This is a genomic window from Candidatus Effluviviaceae Genus I sp., assembly GCA_016867725.1.
Lineage (GTDB): Bacteria > Joyebacterota > Joyebacteria > Joyebacterales > Joyebacteraceae > VGIX01.
The window spans coordinates 103721-123155 of record VGIX01000001.1; the positions used below are offsets into that span (position 1 = coordinate 103721).

The 19435-nt window shown below is 71.9% G+C and carries 17 protein-coding genes; all 17 read right to left on the reverse strand.

What is annotated here, in order from left to right:
* Positions 1-15: 15 nt before the first annotated feature.
* Positions 16-1536: a tetratricopeptide repeat protein gene (locus FJY74_00400; GenBank protein ID MBM3306778.1), complete on the reverse strand. Its 1521-nt coding sequence runs from the start codon at positions 1534-1536 to the stop codon at positions 16-18.
* Positions 1537-1603: 67 nt separating this feature from the next.
* Entirely contained in the window at positions 1604-2146 is a 543-nt protein-coding gene (gene pyrR / locus FJY74_00405) for a bifunctional pyr operon transcriptional regulator/uracil phosphoribosyltransferase PyrR (GenBank protein ID MBM3306779.1), read from the reverse strand.
* Between the two features lie 2 nt (positions 2147-2148).
* Positions 2149-3030 (reverse strand): ATP-binding cassette domain-containing protein, encoded by an 882-nt coding sequence (locus FJY74_00410; GenBank protein MBM3306780.1) that lies wholly within the window; start codon positions 3028-3030, stop codon positions 2149-2151.
* Positions 3027-3857, reverse strand: coding sequence for an ATP-binding cassette domain-containing protein (locus FJY74_00415; GenBank protein MBM3306781.1), 831 nt, complete (start codon positions 3855-3857; stop codon positions 3027-3029). The genes FJY74_00410 and FJY74_00415 overlap by 4 nt, the downstream gene beginning before the upstream one ends.
* The gene (gene dusB, locus FJY74_00420) at positions 3854-4834 is read right to left on the reverse strand and encodes a tRNA dihydrouridine synthase DusB (GenBank protein MBM3306782.1); all 981 of its coding nucleotides are present in this window, start codon (positions 4832-4834) and stop codon (positions 3854-3856) included. Before dusB ends, FJY74_00415 begins: the two co-directional genes overlap by 4 nt.
* Before the next feature lie 112 nt (positions 4835-4946).
* Entirely contained in the window at positions 4947-6539 is a 1593-nt protein-coding gene (locus FJY74_00425) for a S41 family peptidase (GenBank protein ID MBM3306783.1), read from the reverse strand.
* A 13-nt stretch (positions 6540-6552) separates the two neighbouring features.
* Positions 6553-7209 (reverse strand): dTMP kinase, encoded by a 657-nt coding sequence (locus FJY74_00430; GenBank protein ID MBM3306784.1) that lies wholly within the window; start codon positions 7207-7209, stop codon positions 6553-6555.
* An 86-nt stretch (positions 7210-7295) separates the two neighbouring features.
* Entirely contained in the window at positions 7296-8447 is a 1152-nt protein-coding gene (locus tag FJY74_00435; protein ID MBM3306785.1) for an inositol-3-phosphate synthase, read from the reverse strand.
* 32 nt (positions 8448-8479) lie between these two features.
* Positions 8480-9073 carry a CDP-alcohol phosphatidyltransferase family protein gene (locus FJY74_00440; GenBank protein ID MBM3306786.1) on the reverse strand — a complete coding sequence of 198 codons (594 nt, stop codon included), beginning with the start codon at positions 9071-9073 and terminating at the stop codon, positions 8480-8482.
* Positions 9074-9160: 87 nt separating this feature from the next.
* Complete coding sequence (gene rsmI, locus FJY74_00445; protein ID MBM3306787.1) at positions 9161-9895, reverse strand: 16S rRNA (cytidine(1402)-2'-O)-methyltransferase; 735 nt, start codon at positions 9893-9895, stop codon at positions 9161-9163.
* 23 nt (positions 9896-9918) lie between these two features.
* Entirely contained in the window at positions 9919-11592 is a 1674-nt protein-coding gene (locus FJY74_00450) for a DHH family phosphoesterase (GenBank protein ID MBM3306788.1), read from the reverse strand.
* A 53-nt stretch (positions 11593-11645) separates the two neighbouring features.
* Entirely contained in the window at positions 11646-12401 is a 756-nt protein-coding gene (locus FJY74_00455) for a slipin family protein (protein MBM3306789.1), read from the reverse strand.
* 10 nt (positions 12402-12411) lie between these two features.
* Positions 12412-12750, reverse strand: a complete 339-nt coding sequence (locus FJY74_00460) for a hypothetical protein (protein MBM3306790.1) — start codon at positions 12748-12750, stop codon at positions 12412-12414.
* A 39-nt stretch (positions 12751-12789) separates the two neighbouring features.
* Positions 12790-14013 carry a hypothetical protein gene (locus FJY74_00465; GenBank protein MBM3306791.1) on the reverse strand — a complete coding sequence of 408 codons (1224 nt, stop codon included), beginning with the start codon at positions 14011-14013 and terminating at the stop codon, positions 12790-12792.
* A gap of 3 nt (positions 14014-14016) precedes the next feature.
* The gene (locus tag FJY74_00470) at positions 14017-15405 is read right to left on the reverse strand and encodes a hypothetical protein (GenBank protein ID MBM3306792.1); all 1389 of its coding nucleotides are present in this window, start codon (positions 15403-15405) and stop codon (positions 14017-14019) included.
* A 115-nt stretch (positions 15406-15520) separates the two neighbouring features.
* Positions 15521-15805 carry an HU family DNA-binding protein gene (locus FJY74_00475; GenBank protein MBM3306793.1) on the reverse strand — a complete coding sequence of 95 codons (285 nt, stop codon included), beginning with the start codon at positions 15803-15805 and terminating at the stop codon, positions 15521-15523.
* 222 nt (positions 15806-16027) lie between these two features.
* Positions 16028-19417, reverse strand: coding sequence for a hypothetical protein (locus FJY74_00480; protein MBM3306794.1), 3390 nt, complete (start codon positions 19415-19417; stop codon positions 16028-16030).
* Between the last annotated feature and the right edge of the window lie 18 nt (positions 19418-19435).

The window sequence follows — 19435 nt, forward strand, 5'->3', positions numbered from 1 at the left end:
CTTCCCGCCGCCGGCCTAGGGCCCGGGCGCCTGTGCGCCGCCGTCGCCGTCCGCGCCCAGCCGTTCGAGCGCGTCTTCCGCGAAGCTCGCGTAGTCCGTCGCCGGGTACGCGGCCGCGACCTCGGCGTACGCCTGCGCCGCGCCGACGGGGTCGCCCATGCGACGCTCGAGGATCCACGCCGCCGCGAGCCCGGCCTTCGGCGCGAACGCGCTCGAGGGATGGAGCGCCGCCACGTCGCGGTAGTATCCGAGCGCCTTCTCCGGCCGGTCCATGCTGAAGAGCAGGAGCTCGGCGGCGAGGAAGCGGGCCTCAGCCAGCTCGTCGTCCGGCGAGGCGGGACCCGCGTCGGGCTCCTCGGCGGACGGCAGAAGGCTCGTGTGGAGCGCGTCAGCGTGCGTCTCCTCAGGCGACGGCGGCGCGGTCGTCGTGTCCGCCGCGGCCTCCTCGCGTCCCTCGGACCGTCCGATGGCCTCGAGGTGCTTCGTGAGCGCGTTGAGGTCTTCCAGGGCGCGGGACGCGAGCCTGCTCGCCTCGCCGCGGGGCGACTCGTCGCGCGCCCGCGTGAAGACCTCGAGCGCCGCATCGACGTCGTCCTCTCGGTCCCGGCGGATGAGCCCGATGCGGTAGAGGGCGAGCGCCGAGCCTTCGGTGCGGGCGCGCGCCGCGGTGACGCTCTCGTACGCGGAGACGGCTGCACCGAGATCGCCGGCGAGCTCGTGCGCCTGTCCCTTGAGAAGCAGCACGCGATCGAGGGCGTCCCGGTCGGCGGTCCTGCGCTCGAGCTCCTCGAGAACGGCCAGCGCGCCGCCCGCGTCCCCGAGCCTGACGAGCGTGTCGGCAAGGCGCACCCTCGCCTCGAAGGCGACCTTCGGCGCCGCCGCCTCGCGACGGACCTGGTCGTACTGGTGCGCGGCCTCGGCCAGCATGCCGACGTCGGCGTAGTTCTCGGCCGCGAGGATCCTCACTTCGGCGCGGCGGTCGCTTCTCGGGAAGCGCTCGAGCGCCGCGAGGTACGTCTCGGCTGCCTCGTCGTGGTGCCTTCTCGCGTTCCTCGCCTTGCCGACGAGGACCATCGCGTCGTCCGACAGGTCGTTCGGCGGGGAGGCATCGGCCAGCGGACGCAGCGCCTCCTCGGCCCCGACCGGATCGCCCTTGCCGAGGAGCACCGCTCCGCGGAGATAGTCCGCCCTGTCTCTGAGCCCGCTTTCGGGGTGGTTCTGCCGGAGCTCCGCCAGGCGCGAGAGGGCGCTCTCGTGCTTCCCCTGCTGGTGGAGGGCCTCGGCCATGAGCACGAGGGCGTCGTCGGCCCACGACGAGTCCGGGTGATCCCTGAGGATCTTCGCGCACTTCTCGATGACCCGATCGAGAAGCTCCTTCTCTCTGCTCGTCGGCGCGCCGTCGGGCGGCCTCGACTCCCTCAGGAGGGCCGCCTCCGACGCGGCGCTCCTCGCGTTGTAGAACGTGTTGTAGTACACGCAGCCGGACAGCGCGGGCAGGACGAGCAGGACAAGACAGACGAAGGCTCGCGTGAACACCGTGCGGCTCCTGTCGGCCCGCCTCCGGACGCCCGTCGGCGGTCCGCTCCCTGCCGGCGACCCGTTGCTAGTTGTCGACCGACTGGATGGTGACCTCGTCGGCGCCGTCCTTCTCCGTGACGCGCACGGTGACGATCTCGTTCGCGGACGTCGGGACGTTCTTCCCTACGTAGTCGGCCCGGATGGGGAGCTCCCTGTGGCCACGGTCGATGATCACGGCAAGGTGCACCGCCTTCGGTCTGCCGAAGTCGATGATCTCGTCGAGCGCCGCCCGGACGGTGCGCCCCGTGTACAGCACGTCGTCCGCCAGCACGATGGTCTTGCCCTGGACGTCGAAGGGGATGTCGCTCTCGTTCACGACGGGCTGCTCGGCGATCGTCTGGAGGTCATCACGGTAGAGCGTGATGTCGAGAACGCCGACGGGAACGGCCGCTCCCTCGATGCCGCGGATGACCTCCGCGATCCGGCGGGCGATGTGGACGCCCCGTGTCTGGATCCCGACGATCGCGAGATCGTCCGTCCCGCCGTTCCGTTCCAGGATCTCGTGAGCGATCCTCGTGATCGCCCTTCTCAGGTCGTCGGCGTCCATCACGCGCGCCTTCGTTCGCATGTTCATCGTGCCTCCCGGGGCGGACCGCAGCGCTTCTCGGACGCTGCGAATGTACCACCGACCGCGCCCGCCCGCAAGCGGCCGGAGCCCCACAGGGCGCCCGCCACGTCGTCGGCGAGGCGAGCGTTCCGCTCCGCGACGCGCGACACGAGCGCGTGCGCCGGAGGCATCTCGAGGCCGGCCTCGCCGAGTGTCGCGGCGCAGCCGAGGATCGACGCCGCGTCGCCGTCGGCCAGGACGGCCCCGCGGGCCATGACGACGACGCGGTCCGCCGCAGCATCCACGAGATCGAGGTCGTGCGTCACGAGAACGACTCCGCGCCCGCGGCCGCGCTCGCTCAGAATGACGTCGAGCATGCGGGCTCGGCCGGCCGGGTCGAGCCCCGCGGTCGGCTCGTCCAGCAGCAGGAAGGGCCGCTCGAGTGCGAGGATGCAGGCCACCGCCGCCCGGCGCTTCTCCCCTGCGCTCAACGTCAGAGGGTGCCTGTCGGCGAACGCCGCGGGGGGAAGCGAGGCGCGCTCGAGCGCGAGCAGGACGCGCTGCGACACCTCGCTCTCCGGAAGACCCTGCCGCCTTGGCCCGAACGCCACGTCCGCGAAGACGGTCTCCTCGAAGAACTGACACTCCGGGAACTGGTACACGAGCCCGACGGCCCTCCTGAGCGTCAGGCCGGACGGCGCGGGCTCCAGCCGCGCGGCGCCGCGGAACGGACCGGAGAGCCCGGCCATCACCTCGAGGAGCGTCGTCTTCCCGGAGCCCGTGGCGCCGACGAGCGCGACGCTCTCGCCCTCGCTCACCGAGAGATCGACGCCGCGCAGCGCGACCGACGCGCCGGGCAGGCCGCGGTCGTACTCCACGACCACGCCCTCGAGAACGATCCTCACGCCTCGCCCCCCCCGGCGATCACGGCCTCGGCGATGGCCTCGATCGACGCGGCCTCCTCGGGAACGCCGAACCCCGCCCGGCGCACGCGCTCCGCGAGCTCGATCGCCCTGGGGCGCTCGAGTCCCCACGCCCCGAGGTCGCCCCCGCGCCGGAACAGCTCGGCCGGCGGCCCGTCGAACACAACGCTCCCCTCGGACAGGACCACCGCTCTCGCCGCGAGCGCGATCTCGTCCGGGAACTGCGTGACGTGCACGACCGTGTGGAAGCCGCCTCGGGCGATCTCCCCCAGGATCTCCCACACCTCCCGTCGCCCCTCGGAGTCCAGGAGAGACGTGGGCTCGTCCAGCGCCAGGTGCGCCGGCCGCATGGCGAGGACGGCGGCGATCGCCACCCGCTGCTTCTCGCCGCCCGAGAGCTTGTGAGGAGGCCTGTCCATGAGAGGACCAAGGCGCAGCCGCGAAGCGACGTCGGCCATCCGCGCTGCGATCTCGGACCGCGGCAGACCCAGGTTCTCCATGCCGAAGGCGATCTCGCGCTCGACCGTCGTGCTCACGAACTGGTTGTCGGGGTTCTGGAAGATGAGCCCGACGCGGCGCCGGATCTCCCACACGAGGGACTCGTCGGCGGTGTCGAGGCCGTCCACGGTGACGCGCCCGGCCGTCGGGAGCAGGAGCGCGTTCATGAGCTTCACGAGCGTGCTCTTGCCGGAGCCGCTGGGCCCCGCGATCGCGACCGACTCGCCCGGCGCGATCTCGAGCCGCACGCCGCGGAGCGCAGGGCGCGTCGCCCCCGGATACTCGCAGTCGACGCCGTCAAGGACGATCATGCCGGTTTCCCGTCACCCAGCTCGCTCGCGGCGCGCAGCAGCCTGGCCCGCACCGCGTCGCTTCCGTCGATGCGGACAAGCTCGGCCCGCAGTCCCGAGGCGCCGGGGAAGCCCCTCAGATATGCAGTGATGTGCTTCCTCATCTCGAGCACGCCCGTCCTCTCGCCCTTCGCGGCGACCATGAGATCCAGATGCTCGGCCGCCAGGCGAATGCGGTCGGTGAGCGTCGGAGGCTCCGGCGCCGGCAGCCCGGACCAGCGCGCGGCCGCGCCGGCGAAGACCCAGGGGTTGCCGACGGCCGCGCGCCCGATCATGACGCCGTCGCATCCGGTCTCGTCGCGCATCCGCGCGGCGTCGTCGGGCGTCCGGACGTCGCCGTTCCCGATGACGGGAACCGGCACGGCGGCCCGCACCGCGCGGATCACGCGCCAGTCCGCCGACCCGGTGAACCCCTGCCTGCCGGTCCGCGGATGCACGACGAGCGCGGCGACGCCGGCCTCGACGAGCGCCGCGGCGGCCTCCGGCGCGTTCACGTGACCCTCGTCCCAGCCGCTCCGGATCTTCGCGACGACGGGCCGGTCGGACGCCTCGACGACGGCGCGCGCGACCTCGGCCAGACGCCCGAGGTCTCGCATGAGCGCGGACCCGGCGCCCGAGCGCACGACCTTCCGCGCGGGGCAGCCGACGTTGATGTCGAGGAGGTCCGGCTTCAGGCGGCAGGCGGCCGCGGCGGCGGCGCCCATGGCCTCGGGCCGTGCCCCGAACAGCTGGAAGACGATCGGCCTCTCGTCGGGGTGAAACGCGAGGAGCCGCAGCGTCTTCGCGCCGCCGCGGACGAGGCCCTCGGCGCTCACCATCTCCGTCCAGACGAGCGACGCCCCCAGGCGCCTGCAGACCCTGCGCATGGGGCTGTCGGTGATGCCGGCCAGCGGCGCCAGCGCCAGCGGCGGAGTGACGGCAAGTCCCGCGATCGTCATCGGTCCCCCAAGGCCGGCGCTCCGCCCAACCCACGCAGCGCGCGGCGCCTCCGCGCAGAGGGGGCGGCGCGCCGCGCCGCCCCCCCATCCACGCCTGATCGACGGGCAGCCTCTACCGGCTCTGCGTCGCCGCCGCCGCCCGCGCTTCGGCCACACGCAGGAGCCCGGGGAGGTCGCCCGCCTCGCGGATCATCTCCGCCGCGGCCGCGATCTGGTTGTCCTCCTGAACGGCGGCGAGGTACGCGCTGTTCGGTCCCTCGAGCCTCCGCAGGAGCTCCCGCCTGATCCCGTACTCGATGCGCCCGCGGTGCCGCTCGAGCTCCCCGACATCGAAGGCGAAGCCGTCGCGCCCGAGGAACGCGACGAAGTCGGCCCACACCGCGCCGTCGACGGCCCCGGTCGCGCGGCGATGCGCCGGAGCGTACTCGACCGCGAACTCGAAGAACTCGCCGCGGCGCTCAAGATCGACGACGATCTCGGGAACGTCGTCCACCTCGACCACCACGTCCGGCGTGATGCCTCCGCCGCCGTAGACCGTCCGACCGGCGTTCGTCCTGTAGATCGGCTTCGGACGCTCGTCCGCGCCCGCGCCGGCGTCCGCCCGATCGCCCGCAGGGTCGCCGTTCCAGCGCTCGGGCTTCTCGATGAGCCGGCCGCTCGCGGTGTACCACTTGGCCGTGGTGATCTTCATCGCGCAGTCCTTCGTGAGCGGCCGCAGGCGCATGAGGGTCTGGACCGATCCCTTGCCGAAGGTCTCGGTGCCGACGACGATCCCGCGGTCCCAGTCCTGCACCGCGCCCGCGAGGATCTCCGACCCGCTCGCGCTGCCGCCGTTCGTCAGCACGACGATCGGGAAGTCGTCCGGATAGCGCGACGGCGTGCGGGCCTTGAACCGCTGGTTCTGGTCCTCGAGCCTCCCCTTCGTGCTCACGACGAGCTCCCCGGTGTCGAGGAAGACGTCCGAGAGATCGACGGCCTGGGTCAGGAGCCCCCCGGGGTTGCTGCGGACATCGACGATGAGTCCCTTCATGCCCCTGGACTCCAGCTCGGCGAGCCGCTTCGTGAGCTCTTCCGTCGTCGTCCTCGCGAACCGCGAGATCCTCACGTAGCCCACGCCGCCGTCGAGGACGAACGCGTAGGGAACGCTGTCGACCTTGATGATGTCGCGCGTCACGGTGTACTCGAGCAGATCGTCGATGCCCTGGCGCTGGATCGTGATGCCGACCTTCGTCCCGGGCGCTCCGCGCAGCTCCTTGATGGCGTCGTCCACCGTGATCCCCCGCGTGGGGCGGCCCTCGATCGCGACGATCCTGTCCCCCGACTGGATCCCGAGATCGTACGCGGGCGTGCCCTCGATCGGGCTCACGACGGTCAGGACGCCGTCCCTCACGGTGATCTGGATGCCGAGCCCTCCGAACTCCCCTTCGGTCGTGACCTGGAAGTCCCCGAAGGCCTCCTCGTCGAGGAACATGGAGTACGGATCGAGCGACGCGAGCATGCCGCGGATCGCGCCGTACATGAGCTCCTTGGCATCGACCTCCTCAACGTAGGCGCCCTCGACCTTCGCGAGGGCGTCGTTGAAGAGATCGAGGTACGTGTAGATGTCGTTGGCGGCCCCGACACGCTCGACCGCCCATCCCCCCAACACCATCCCGACCACAAGCGCCGTGATGATGGGGCCCCATCGCCTGAGACGCGCTGTCATGTCGCTGCCCTCGTCAAAGCCCGCGGCGTTCCAGAAGCTCGTCGATGCGCTGCGCCACCAGACGGGCGATCGCATCCGGGTCTTGCCCCGCGTCGATGACCACGAAGCGCGCGGGTTCGCGCTTCGCGGCCTCGAGATAGGCCGCCCTCACCCTCCGATGGAAGTCCAGCGCCTCGCTCTCGATCCTGTCCCGACCCTGCCGTCCGCCCCCCGTCGAGAACCTGGCCAGTCCCGACGCAGGGTCGAGGTCGAGCAGAAACGTGACGTCCGGTTGGACGCCCCCGGTCGCCATTCTGTTGAGCGGGTCGACGGTCTCCCAGCCGAGGCCTCTGCCGCCTCCCTGGTAGGCCACGCTCGCGTCCGCATACCGGTCCGAGATGACGACGGCGCCCCGCTCAAGGCCCGGCCGCACGACCTGGCTCACGTGCTCCGCCCTGGACGCAAGATAGAGGAGGAGCTCGGTGAGCGGGAGCATCCCGGCCTGGGCGTGGTCGAGGAGGATGCGGCGGAGCTCTTCTCCGAGCGGCGAGCCGCCCGGCTCGCGGCTCACGACGACGGGCGTCCCGCGACGCCTGAGATGCGCCTCGAGCGCTCGCGCCTGGGTTGACTTGCCGGAACCCTCGACGCCCTCGAACGTCACGAAGAGCCCGGCGCGACCGAGCTTCGGCATGCGGACTCCGTGGGGGGTGCTCGCCGCATCGGTGAGGGAGCGGGACGCCACCCGCCGACGCGGGACCGTTGCCCCCGTCCGTGTCCCTAGGGCTTCGCCGCCGCGGCGCCGGCAGGCTTCGTGCCCTGCCCCGCCTTCGCGGACCCGGCCGGGGCGGCGTCCTTCGCGTGCCGCACGATGAACTCCTCGGTGGCGCGGCGCGCCTCGTCGTCGGTGTACTGGACCGGCGGGGACTTGAAGAAGTAGGACGACGGCGCCTCGACGGCGCCGGAGAGGCCGTTGTCCAGCGCGAGCTTCATGCAACGGACGGCGTCGATCATGACGCCGGCCGAGTTCGGCGAGTCCCACACCTCGAGCTTGAGCTCGACGTTCAGAGGAACGTCCCCGAAGGTCCGCCCCTCCATCCTCACGTACGCCCACTTCCTGTCGGTGAGCCAGGCGACGTAGTCCGACGGCCCGATGTGCACGTTGTCGTGGCCGATGTCGTAGTCGAGCTGCGACGTGACGGCGTTCGTCTTCGAGATCTTCTTGGACTCGAGGCGCGAGCGCTCGAGCATGTTCAGGAAGTCGGTGTTGCCGCCGACGTTGAGCTGGCTCGTGCGCTCGAGCCGGACGCCGCGGTCGCGGAAGAGCCGCGTGAGTACGCGGTGCACGATGGTCGCGCCGACCTGCGACTTGACGTCATCGCCCATGACCGGCAGGCCCTTCCGCTCGAAGCGCTGCTGCCAGTAGCGCTCGCGCGCGATGAACACCGGGATCCCGTTGACGAACCCGCAGCCCGCCTCGAGGATCTGCTCGACGTACCACTTCGTCGCCTCCTCGCTCCCCACGGGGAGGAAGTTGACGACGACGTCGGTCTTCGTGTCCTTGAGGAGCCCGACGATGTCCTCGGTCGGCCCGGGGGCCTTCTCGATGATCTCGGAGAGGTACTTCCCGAGGCCGTCGTGCGTCATGCCCCTCGCCACGCGGACCCCCTGGTGCGGCACGTCGCTGAACTTGAGCGTGTTGTTCGGCTTCGTGAAGACCGCCTGCGACAGGTCCTTGCCCACCTTGTTCCTGTCGATGTCGATCGCCGCCGAGAACTCGATGTCGCCCACGTGGTAGCCGCCGAGGACCGTGTGCATGAGCCCCGGGATGAACTGGTCGGGCTGAGCGTTCCGGTAGTACTCGACACCCTGGACGAGCGACGAGGCGCAGTTGCCGACCCCGATGATGCACACCCTGACCTTCTTGCCCATGACGAACACCCCCAGAGGCGCTCCGGTGAGCGCTAGGACCCGAGCTTACGAAGGACGTGACCGAGCCGATGGATGGCCGTCGCGTGCGACAGCACCGCGAGCAGCCACGCGGCCCAGCGGAAGCGCGCGGGGCCGAGGAACGCGCCGACGATCAACAAGACCATGCGCTCGGGGCGTTCGGCGATCCCGACGTCGCACGTCGCGCCCACGGCCTCCGCCCTCGCCTTCGCGTAGCTCACCAGAATGGAGCCGGAGACCGCGAGGAAGAGAGCCACGGCGGCGGACGCGTCCGGACCCGCGGGCCGCAGGAGGTAGTAGAGGAAGGCCCCGGCCAGCGCGACGACCTCCGAGTACCGGTCGAGCGTCGAGTCCAGGAACGCCCCCGACGCCGAGGCCCGTCCGCCTGCCCGCGCCGTCGCCCCGTCCACCATGTCGCAGACGCCCGCGAGGACGAGGAACCCGCCCGCGGTCCCGAACCGGCCGGCCCAGAAGGCCCACCCGGCCCCCGCCGACAGCGCGAGCCCGGCAACGGTGATGGCGTCCGGGGGTATCTTGAGCCTGACCGCGAGCGACGCGACGGGGTCAAGGACCTTCCGGATCCGGCTCTTCAGCCCGCCAGCGCCCATGCGCACGCGCCCCGCACGCGATCGCCCTCACCTCTCCCCGGTATCCGACCGTCGGACCGCGCAGTCTAGCATCGCGGAAGAGAGGTGTCAACCTCCGAGGTCTGGAGCGTCGGCCTGGGCGCCGCCCCGCGCGCCCTCGCCGCCGCCGACGACGACCACGATCTCGCCCCGCCAGGCGGCGTCGGCCGCGACCCCGGCGAGCTCGCCCAGCGAGCCGCGGACGACCTCTTCGTGGACCTTCGTGAGCTCGCGCGCGACGGCGGCCGGGCGGTCGCCGAGGACATCGCGCATGGCGGCGAGCGTCGCCGCGATCCTGTGAGGCGCCTCGTAGAAGACGAGCGTGCACGGAAGCGCGGCGACCTCCGCGAGCTTCCTCGCCCGCGCGCCGGGCTTCCTCGGGAGGAACCCGCCGAAGTAGAAGGGCATGGGCGGGAGCCCGGCCACCGAGAGCGCGGCCGCCAGCGCGGTCGCGCCGGGCACGGGCACGACGTCGAACCCCTCGCGGGCGCAGAGGCTCACGACGCGGTAGCCCGGATCGGCGAAAAGCGGGGTCCCCGCGTCGGTGACGAGTGCCACGTCGTCCCCGCGCTCCAGGCGCGCGAGCACGGCCGCGGCCGCGCGTTCCTCGTTGTGCTCGTGGTACGAGAGAACCGGCGTCCTGATGCCGTAGTGGGAGAGCAGCTTCCTGGTGTGGCGGGTGTCCTCGGTGGCGACCGCGGCGACGGCCTTGAGGACCTCGATGCCGCGGAGCGTCATGTCGCCGAGGTTGCCGATGGGTGTGGCGACGACGTGGAGACGGCCTCGCCGCGCGTTCGCCGTCACGAGGTCCTCCTGGCGGCGCCCCGTCACCGGCGGCCGCCGGGCACCGTGTCCACGATGCTCGCCAGCGCCACGCCGTCCGACGCGCGCAGCCGGTAGACGACGCCCGCGGGTTCGGACGACGGGCGGAAGGGCGTCGAGAGGTGGACGCCTCGGGCGGCGGCGTCCCTCAGATCATCGCGCGCCACGCTCGGCGAGAGGAACGTCGCCGGCGGGTTCCCAAGCCCGAAGGGCCTCAGGCGATCGACCTCGGACGCGATGGCCGGCGCGGCCTCGCCGAGGGGCAGGACCGCGTCGAGCCTCCGGGGCTCCGGCATCGGCGGGTTCGCGCGCGCATACTCGAGCATCCGCTCGCGGAACGCGTCCGCCTTCGACGCCTCGATCGTGAAGCCGGCCGCCCTCGGATGGCCGCCGTACCCCGTGAAGAGCTCGTTCATCGCGTGGAACGCGGCGACGAGGTTGAAGCCCTGCGGTCCGCGCGCCTCGGCGGCCAGGAGGCCGTTGCGCGGCGCCATGACGACCGCGGGGCGGTCGCTCTCGTCGGCGATGCGCGACGCCACGTACCCCATGACGTCGAGCGCCACGGGGAGCGCGACGACGATGACCGGTGCGTCGGGGTCCGGGGCCGCGTCCAGCAGGGGCCGCACGCTCGCCATCGCCGCGGCGGCCGAGTCCTTCCAGCGCGCCCGCTCGCCGACCAGCGCCCGGGCGCCTTCGCGGGCGGCCTCGGGGTCGGTCGAGAGCAGCACGCCGAGCGCCTCGTTGCCGCCGCGCCCGTCGGACACGCGTCCGAAGATCGGCCCGAGGGACTCCCGCACGTCGTCGGGGTCCGGCTCGCGCCCCCACAGCCTCGCCTCCTCGAGCAGCGCTCGGAGGCCCGGCCTCTCGGTGGCGGGCATCGCCCTGAGCCCTGCCGCCACGATGGACCGGTTGTCGCCGGTCATCGGCACCTTGTCCGCGATGGAGCCGACCGCCGCGAGCGCGAGCGCCTCCTCCCTCCAGCGCGGCCCGTACCAGATCCGCCCGCCGGGAGCGGGCGCGAACCTCCCCCGCAGGGCGTCGAGCAGAAGGTCTGCGACCCGCAGCGAGACCCCCGTCCCCGCGAGATAGCGGTACGGGTAGGATGACGACGCCAGCTTCGGGTTGACGATGGCATGCGCTGCGGGAAGCTCGGGGGGGATCTCGTGATGGTCGGTGACGATCGTGTCGATGCCGAGGCCGTTGCCGTGCGCGATCGCCTCGCGGTCGCTCACGCAGCTGTCGACCGTGACCACGAGCCGCACGCCGGCGCCCGCGTGGTAGTCGAACTCGCGAGCGGAGAGACCGTGCCCCTCCGTCCGCCGGTCGGGGATGTAGGAGCCTGCCCGGATGCCGATCTGCTCGAGGGCCTCGACGAGAATGACCGTGGCCGTCACGCCGTCGGCGTCGTCGTGCCCGTGGACGACCACGCGCTCTCCCGACGACGCGGCGGCCGCGACGCGCTCGACGACCTGGTCCGCCGCCGGCAGGAGCCGCGCGTCGGGCAGCGGGGCCTCCGCAGGGTTCAGGAACCGCGCGGCGTCGTCGCCCGACGCCACCTGCCTCGACGCCAGCACCTGCGCCATGAGCGACGAGACACCGGCGGCCCTCCGGATGTCATCCGTCAGTGCCGCCGGCGCTTCGTCGAACTGCCACCGGTACTTCCTGCCCGTCAGGGTCATGCGTCACCGATGAGGGTCCCGCGGTCGCGAGGGCGCCGCGCGGCCCGGCGCCCCTACTGCGACGGCTTCCGCTTCGCGTCGAGGAAGTACCCGATGATGTCCACGGGGATCGGGAAGATGATCGTCGAGTTCTTCTCCGCGGAGATCTCGGAGAGCGTCTGGAGATACCGCAGCTGGAGAGAGGTCGGCTCGCCCGAGAGCACCTTCGCCGCGGACTGGAGGGTCTGCGAGGCCTGGAGCTCGCCCTCCGCGTGGATGACCTTGGCACGCCGCTCGCGCTCGGCCTCGGCCTGCCGCGCGATCGCCCGCTGCATGCCCTCGGGAAGGTCCACGTGCTTCACCTCGACCGCGGAGACCTTGATGCCCCACGCGTCCGTCGCGCGATCGAGGATGGACTGCAGCTCCTGGTTGATCTTCTCGCGCTCGGCAAGAAGCTCGTCCAGCTCGGCCGCGCCGATGACGCTCCGCAGCGTGGTCTGGGAGAGCTGCGAGGTCGCGTAGCCGTAGTCCTCGACCTCGATGATCGCGCGCTCGGCGTCGAAGACGCGGTAGTAGACGACGGCGTTCACCTTGACCGAGACGTTGTCCTTCGTGATCACGTCCTGCGCCGGAACGTCCAGGGCGACGGTCCGAAGCCCGACCTTCACGATGCGGTCGATGAACGGGACGATGAGGACGAAGCCGGGCCCCTTCACGCCCGCGAGTCGCCCGAGCCTGAATAGCACGGCGCGCTCGTACTCCCTGAGGACGTTGATCGCCCTCGTGACGAGAACGAGGAACACCAGCACGACGATGATGGCTGACGTCATCGCACACCTCCTACTCCGCGCGTTCGACTCTGAGCCTCAGGCCCTGGACGGCAACCACTCGGACCGCGCTCCCGGCCGGGAGCGGTTCGTCGGCCACCGCGTTCCAGTACTCGCTTCGCACGAACACCTTCCCGGAGGGGGCGAGCGGCGTCGCCGCCTCCCCGACCTTGCCGATCATGCCGGCCGGCCCCGTGCGCACGCGCTTCGCCTGCGCGAGAAGTCCCACGGGAACGGCGAAGACGAAGAAGACGACGAGGAGCGCGATGGCCGGCATGAGCGCGGACTCGTCAAGCCCCAGGAGCCTCATGAGCGCTCCCAGAAGATCAACTACCCCCGTGAACTCGCCCATCCGAACACCCTCCTGCCGGCGGCCCGCGTCGCCCGCACGCTAGACGAGATCCGCCCGTGTGAAGGTCCTGACCCCGAGCCGTGTCCGGCCTTCGATGACCTTCCCGGTCCGCACGAGGTCCGCGAGGACGCGGTCCAGCTCCGCCGGCGCGGGCTGCGCCCCGCGAAGGAGCAGCGTGTAGGGCGTCTCCACTCCGATGTCGGACGCGATGTCCGCTGCGGGGTCGTCCGGGGGCGCCGCATCGAGCGCCGGCGCCGTCCTCAGGTATCGCTCGAACGCCCGCCCGTCGCGTTGGATGTTGGCCAGCGCCCTCGTGAACCGGTGCGGGTCCCGCCCCTCCGACTCGAACACCGCACGCTGGAAGTCGGCCTGCGTCTGCCGCTTCGCGATCATCTTGCGGATCAGCGCGAGGTCGTCGGGCGACGCCCCGATGCGCGTCATGCCATCCTGCGCGAGGTCCAGCATGTCTGTCAACACCGATTGGGCCGGCACGTCCTCGCCGTCCACGCGGAACACGGCCGCGAGCCCGTGCTTCGCGGCGCGCCAGCGGTTCAGCATGAGCTCCGCGTAGGCCTCGTCGCCGGGAGGCCGGCCGTCGCCGTGCTCGGCCGCGTGATGCATGATGCCCGCGGTGAGCGCGACGAGCTCGCACATGAGCCGCGCCGAGGTCGCGCCGTCGCACGCGCGAAGCTCGACGGTGGACCCGGAGGGCAGCTTGATGCAGACGTCGGTGCCCCACCCCGGCTGCGTGGCGCCCGGAGAGGCCAGCATCGGCGGCAACGAGCAGAACTCCGCGAACGAAGCGACCCGGTAGCTCTTGTAGCGGCCCCATCGGTTCCTGTACACGGGGCTGTTCGCCGCCAGGGCCACGAGGGGCGCCACGTACGCCGCCGCGCCGTTCTGCACGCGGACGGCCGCGTCCCAGTCGCGCACGGTCCCCACGTGGATGTGCGCCCCGATCGGTTCGCGCTCGATCGGACGCGTGCCCGACCTCAGGAGCGACCACCCCCTCGCCGAGAGCGCCTTCCGGAGGCGCTCGTCGAACCGCTCGGTGCGTTCAACGAGCTCCCGGAAATCCGAGAGCGGCCCCAGCCGGCTCTCGATGAGCTCGAGGTCGGTTCCGGGGGCCGCCCACGGGATGCGGACCCGAAGCTCGTCGGCCAGCCGGTCGGCCTCCTTCTCGTCGATGTTCTCTCCCGTGTCCTTGAGAACGGCCATCTCCCAGTCGTACCCGACGGAGAGCGGCTCCAGTGCGCATCGCATCGTCTACTCCTCCACCACGCACGAGAGGCGCTCGGCTCCGAGCCTCACCGAGCACTCGATCGGGAAGTCCGACGCGCGCGCCGTCACCACGGCGGCGTGCACGGCGCCGGCGCCCGGGATCTCGCGCCGCCTGAGCGCGACCGCCCGGCGGCCGCCCCCGGCCGTGGACAGCGCGGCGGTCGGACGCCCGACGGCCCTCGAGGTCCGCACCACGAGCGCGAGCGGGACCGCGCCGCCCCGCCGCCGTCCCAGCGCCGCGAGCAGGAGCGACGACCCGGTCGCGGCGAGGGCGTCCGCCGTGAGGAACGCGGCGCCGAGCTCCACCGACCCGCCCTTCCGGACCGCGCGACGCCGCCCGCGCAGCATGATCTCCGGGCCCTCGAAGTCGCTGCGGACGCTCACGGCGCTCCCGCGCCCGTCCCCGAAGAGCACGGCCATGGCGTTCCCCTCGCGCTCGTTGCGCGAGACGAGGAACCCCGGGAAGAGGCCGAAGTGCTCGTCCTTCCAGTCTCGCCACCTCCAGCGTCGCCCGAACGCCGGCCTGTGGAAGCGCACCTTCGTGAGCTCGCCCCGGCTCGGGATCTCGACGACATTGACCGAGCCCGCCGGTCCCAGCACCGGCGTCGTCATCCTGATGCCGATGGCAAGGTCCGCCGTGTCCTTCGCCGCGTGGCCCCCGCCGGCGCCGCGGTCGTCAGCGCTCCTGGCGGGCCGGCCCGCGTAGGACAGGCGCACGAGCTCGAGGACGCCCGGGAGATCGGCCTCGACAGCGACGGTCTTCGCGATGGTCACACCCTCGGGGGCCTTGAGCTCCCGGCGGTAGGTCGCGCGCGGGCCGTCGCCTTCCTCGCGGTCGAACGCCGCGTTCCAGATCTCCCCGGGCATGCTCCCTTCCGGCAGGAACTCCTCCGCGCCCCCGAGAAGCAGGTACTGCCCGGCCATGATGTGGACGACCGGCGCGGCGAACCTGTCCCGGCCGTCGCGCCCGACGAGCGAGACCAGCCGGGCTCCGCGGTGCGGCTGCACGGCCGCCGAGACGAAGGCGTTCGAGAAGACGTCCTCCTCCCAGCCGTCGCAGTCCACGTCCCCCCTGAACAGGCGCGCCGCCGCGCCGGCAAGGCGCCTCGGCGCGGGGCCGTCCGGAGCCAGGAACCGCCGGCTCTCGGTCGGGTCGAGCACGAGCAGGTCCCCCCGCTTCGGCGCCCACGGCAGGACGGCCGCGCGGCGGATCTCCCCCCTCTTCCCGGTCACCGAGCCCGGGGCCTTGACCGCCCGCACGGCCGAGCCCAGGACCTCCACGCGCAGCCTGAACGGCTGCCGCATGATGCCCCCGGCCGCCGCGGGCCTCCCCGCGGCGCGGGCATCCAGCACCTTCGCCAAGAGCCTGTGCACAACCGCCTCCAGGCGCGACGACGAGGAGTCGCCGCCGAAAAAGACTGCGGGGGACCAGCGAGCCCTTGGACTCCCTGCTCCCCCGCAGAGTCAAGTACTCCCTGACGCGATCGAGCTACTTCACGTAGTCCTTCAGCGACTTGCCGGCGCTGAACTTCGGATAGTAGTGCGCGTCCACGTGCTTGGTCTTGTCCGTGCCCGGGATCCGCCAGTCGCGCGACGGCCTGTGCTGCGCGCTGAAGGTGCCGAAGCCGGAGAGCTGCACCCTGTCGCGCCCCTTCAGGGCCTTCGCGATGATGCCGCTGTCGGCATCGAACATCGCGTCGACGATGTCCTTCGCGGCCTTGTTCGTGAGTCCGGACCTCTTCACAACGGCCTCAATGAGCTCTGCCTTGTTCATCCCGAACCCCCTCCTAGGCTGTGGCCTCCTGCCAAGAAGCTCCCTGCTGCCCCGGATTTGCGCGACACGCTACAGCACACCCCGCAACCTGTCAATAGGATAATCCTGAAAGGCCCCAGCCCGTGGGCCTGGTAGCGCGACCGCCTCCGGAACGCCCTGCGGGCGGCGTCCGGTGAGCCCCGCCCGGGGCCCGTGTCCCGCGCTCCAGGCCGCCGCCGCCCGTCAGTTCACCCTTCTGTAGATGGTCTTCCGCCCGGTCTCGAGCTGCACGTCAGGAAGCGCCTTGATGTTGATGCGGAAGTAGTACTGCCACTCCCCGGCGTAGTAGCGGCGGACGAACTGGGCCTCCCAGCAGTGGAGATCGCGGTGGATGACGTACTCCTGGCTGGCCACCTCGCGCTCCCTGAGGTCGTAATGGACGGTCCAGTTGACCCGCCACTTCGCGGTCGGGGACAGCGCGACCGTCGCGTCTGCCCAGTAGGTCTCGTTGCCGGGGGCCGCTCCACGCGAGTACCTGAAGGCAAGAGAGGCGTCCCACGGACGCCGCGCCGGCGCGTCGGCGACCGACCGCGACGCGACCGCCCTCCTGAGCTCGTCGAGCGGGTCTCCGCTCCCGGCCGGCCCGCCGAGATCGCCCGCCGCGGCGTCGCTCCGCTCGCCGCGCAAACTCACGGAGGCCGTGATGCTCGATCCGCCCAGCCTGCCCGTGTACGGGTCGTGCCGCGCGTCCCAGCTCAACGACACGGCGTCCCCGGGCCGCATCTCGGCGCGCGACACGATGTCCGCCCAGGGCTCGTCGTCCGCGCGGAGGTCGTAGGCGCTGGACACCGAGAAGCGCAGGAAGTTGTCGAGCTTGCGGACCTCGCCGCCCGCCCGCTTGAGTTTGAGCTGGAGCTTGTTGACGAGCGACACGCTCACGGCCTCTCGGGCGCGCGGCGTGCTCCCGAAGCCGCCGAAGCTGTAGAACCGGTCCACGCCGTCGTCGAAGTACCGCGCGAACTCCGGGGTCCACGAGTACGTCGCCGACGGCTCGATGATGTGCCGGACGCCCTCCAGAGGCCCGACGCGCGGGAAGAACGTCCCGTAGATCGCGGTCGAGGCCGACACGCCCGCCCCGTACGTGAGCCTCGACGGGAAGCGGTTGCCCAGCTTGTCCCGGTCGTACCAGGCCTGCGCGACGGAAGCGTGGGGCGAGACCGTGAGCCACCCGAGGAGCTTCCCGGGCGCCCGGAGGCTCAGGCCGAGCCCGGCCGCCTGGCGGGACGTGGCCCCGCCGTCGGTGCGCGACCTGTCGTTCACCGCCCTGGCGTCCCAGCTGTAGGACACCTTCCCGAGCAGGCCGCGGAGGCCCCCCGTCCCCTCGGGAACGCTCAGGAGCGGCCTCTGGCTTCCCGAGACGTCGATCTTCGGAAGGAGCTCCGACACCGTTCCGAGGTCCAGCTCCTCGCGGCGGTCCAGCGTGACGCCGGTCGAGAGCCCGCTCCACCGCCCCCGCACCCACAGCTGCGAGCGCAGGCTCCTGTTCAGGCTCTCCTGGATGGACTGGTTGGCGTCGGTCGCGTACGAGGCGTCGCTTCGGAAGTCGCCCGAGGCGCCGGCGGTCCAGTTCCTCCCCAGCTCCTGCTTGTGATCGAGTGTGAGGTCCCAGCGCCGCCGCCCGGCGAGCGTCTCCTGCATGAACGAGGTCCTGACCGAGCCGGACAGGACGTACCGCAGGGCGTACCGCGCCTCGAGGTGTGCGATCCAGCGGGCCTGGTCGTAGTAGTCCGCCCATGCCATCGCGTCCCAGTAGTCGTTGGGCGCCCAGTAGTAGCCGAAGTTGCGGATGAACCTCCCCCGCTCCTCCGAAGCGCCGAACTCGATCTGCGGGATGAGGAACCCCGACTGCCGACCCTTGCGGATCGGGAAGACGTAGAACGGCAGCGCGAGCACCGGCAGGCGCCCGATGTGCAGGACCACCGGGCGCGCGATGACCTTGTCGTTGAGGTGGATCTTCATCTTGCGGGACGTGAGGTGGTAGTGCGGCTCGCTGGCGGAGCACGTCGTGTACGAGCCGCCACGCACCCTGAGCGACCCGTCGGCGTCCCGCTCGATGCGGTCGCCGAAGCAGAGGCCGTCCTCGAACGTCGTCGCGCCCCCGTCGATGGACCCGGTCTTGGCGCCGAGGTCGTACCACAGCCCGCTCCCGATGAGCCGCTCGCCCGCGTCCGTGAAGTCGGGGTTGCCGGACGCGGTCAGCACCTCGCTGTCGGGGTCGAAAACGACCTCCTCGGCACGCAGGACGGTGCCCTGGTACTCCACGGTCGCGCCGTCGGCGAGCACGATCCTGTTGTCCGGCACGTGGTAGGTGATCTCAGAGGCCCGGTAGTCCACCGTCTCGAGCTCGGCCGGCGGGGTCGCGGGCGGGACGCCGGACGCGTCCTCGCCGGGCACGGGCGCAGGGGGGACCTGGCGCCCGCCCTCCGGCGGGAAGACGTAGGAGCCGACCGCGCTGCCCCTGAAGACGGCCCGCTCGATCTTCCCGTCGGCGAAGGCCACGGTGAGCTCGCGCGCCGCCACGGTGTTGCGCTTCCCGGACGAGCCGATGGAGTGCTCGCTCTGCGCGCGGCCGCGGACGACGGTGAGGACCGGGTCGCCGCCTTCGAAGAACATCGTGAGGCTGTCGCCGGCCACGCGTCCCCACTCGGGTTCGTCCTCGGGAGACTCAGGCTCGATCCGGTACGTCGCCGCGGCCCGCCCAGTGACCCTCACCCTCGAGAGCGTGCCGTCCGGCGCGGCCACGAAGATCCGCTCGCCGGTGAGCTGGTCCCGCTCCCTCGAGACGAAGGGGTCCCCCTCGAGGAACGTCACCTCGTCGTCGAGGAAGAGCGTTGCCGCCCGCGCGCCCGCCTTCACGTCCTCGCGCACGATCGCCACGGCGCCGAACGCGCGGAGCTCGCTCCTCTCCCGCGAGAGCTCGATGACGTCGGCGCGCACCGTGAGGTCGAGCTCGCCCTCGTCCGTGGTCGTCGTGATCACCGGCTCGCCCGACGCTCTGACCTCCGAGCGATCGAAGTCGTACACGATGCGCTCGGCGGAGAGCTCCGACGACCCGTCGGCGTCCACGGCGACGGCGTCGCCGACGCAGACGGCCACGCGTTCGGCGCGGAAGAACCGGATCCGCCGCGCCGTGACCGTGGCCGACGTGTCCGCGTAGGACGCTCTGCCCGACAGGGTGACGACGTCCGAGTCCCGGTGGTAGCGGAGCGTCTCGGCCGCGACCGCCGCGCCGTCGTCCTCGCCGCTCACGCCGCCGTAGAGCAGGAACTCGCGCAGCGACTCACGGTAGACGCCGCGGCGGCCGACGAGCCGCGCGCCCTCCCGCTCGAGCACGACGCTGCCCTCGAAGAGCGCGATCCTGCCCCCGGGCCCCTCGCTCGCCTCGAACGCGTCGGAGCGGACCGTGAGACCGTCCCCCGACGGCCACAGCGGGAGGGCGCGCGGCCCCGGCGCGGCCGCAGGCCGCGCCGCCGCGGTGTCCGCGGCGTCGGCCGCCGCCGGCACGCCCGGCTCCGCCTGCGTCAGAGCGACGACGGCGAGCGCGCGAAGAACGAAGGTGATGGCAAACGGCATAGTGAAGACCCGTCGGCG

Excerpts from the sequence above, each read along its gene's own strand:
- pyrR (MBM3306779.1), bottom strand. The coding sequence starts at position 2,146 with ATGCGAACGAAGGCGCGCGTGATGGACGCCGACGACCTGAGAAGGGCG.
- FJY74_00415 (MBM3306781.1), bottom strand. The coding sequence starts at position 3,857 with ATGATCGTCCTTGACGGCGTCGACTGCGAGTATCCGGGGGCGACGCGC.
- dusB (MBM3306782.1), bottom strand. The coding sequence starts at position 4,834 with ATGACGATCGCGGGACTTGCCGTCACTCCGCCGCTGGCGCTGGCGCCG.
- FJY74_00425 (MBM3306783.1), bottom strand. The coding sequence starts at position 6,539 with ATGACAGCGCGTCTCAGGCGATGGGGCCCCATCATCACGGCGCTTGTG.
- FJY74_00430 (MBM3306784.1), bottom strand. The coding sequence starts at position 7,209 with ATGCCGAAGCTCGGTCGCGCCGGGCTCTTCGTGACGTTCGAGGGCGTC.
- FJY74_00435 (MBM3306785.1), bottom strand. The coding sequence starts at position 8,447 with ATGGGCAAGAAGGTCAGGGTGTGCATCATCGGGGTCGGCAACTGCGCC.
- FJY74_00440 (MBM3306786.1), bottom strand. The coding sequence starts at position 9,073 with ATGGGCGCTGGCGGGCTGAAGAGCCGGATCCGGAAGGTCCTTGACCCC.
- FJY74_00450 (MBM3306788.1), bottom strand. The coding sequence starts at position 11,592 with ATGACCCTGACGGGCAGGAAGTACCGGTGGCAGTTCGACGAAGCGCCG.
- FJY74_00455 (MBM3306789.1), bottom strand. The coding sequence starts at position 12,401 with ATGACGTCAGCCATCATCGTCGTGCTGGTGTTCCTCGTTCTCGTCACG.
- FJY74_00460 (MBM3306790.1), bottom strand. The coding sequence starts at position 12,750 with ATGGGCGAGTTCACGGGGGTAGTTGATCTTCTGGGAGCGCTCATGAGG.
- FJY74_00465 (MBM3306791.1), bottom strand. The coding sequence starts at position 14,013 with ATGCGATGCGCACTGGAGCCGCTCTCCGTCGGGTACGACTGGGAGATG.
- FJY74_00475 (MBM3306793.1), bottom strand. The coding sequence starts at position 15,805 with ATGAACAAGGCAGAGCTCATTGAGGCCGTTGTGAAGAGGTCCGGACTC.
- FJY74_00480 (MBM3306794.1), bottom strand. The coding sequence starts at position 19,417 with ATGCCGTTTGCCATCACCTTCGTTCTTCGCGCGCTCGCCGTCGTCGCT.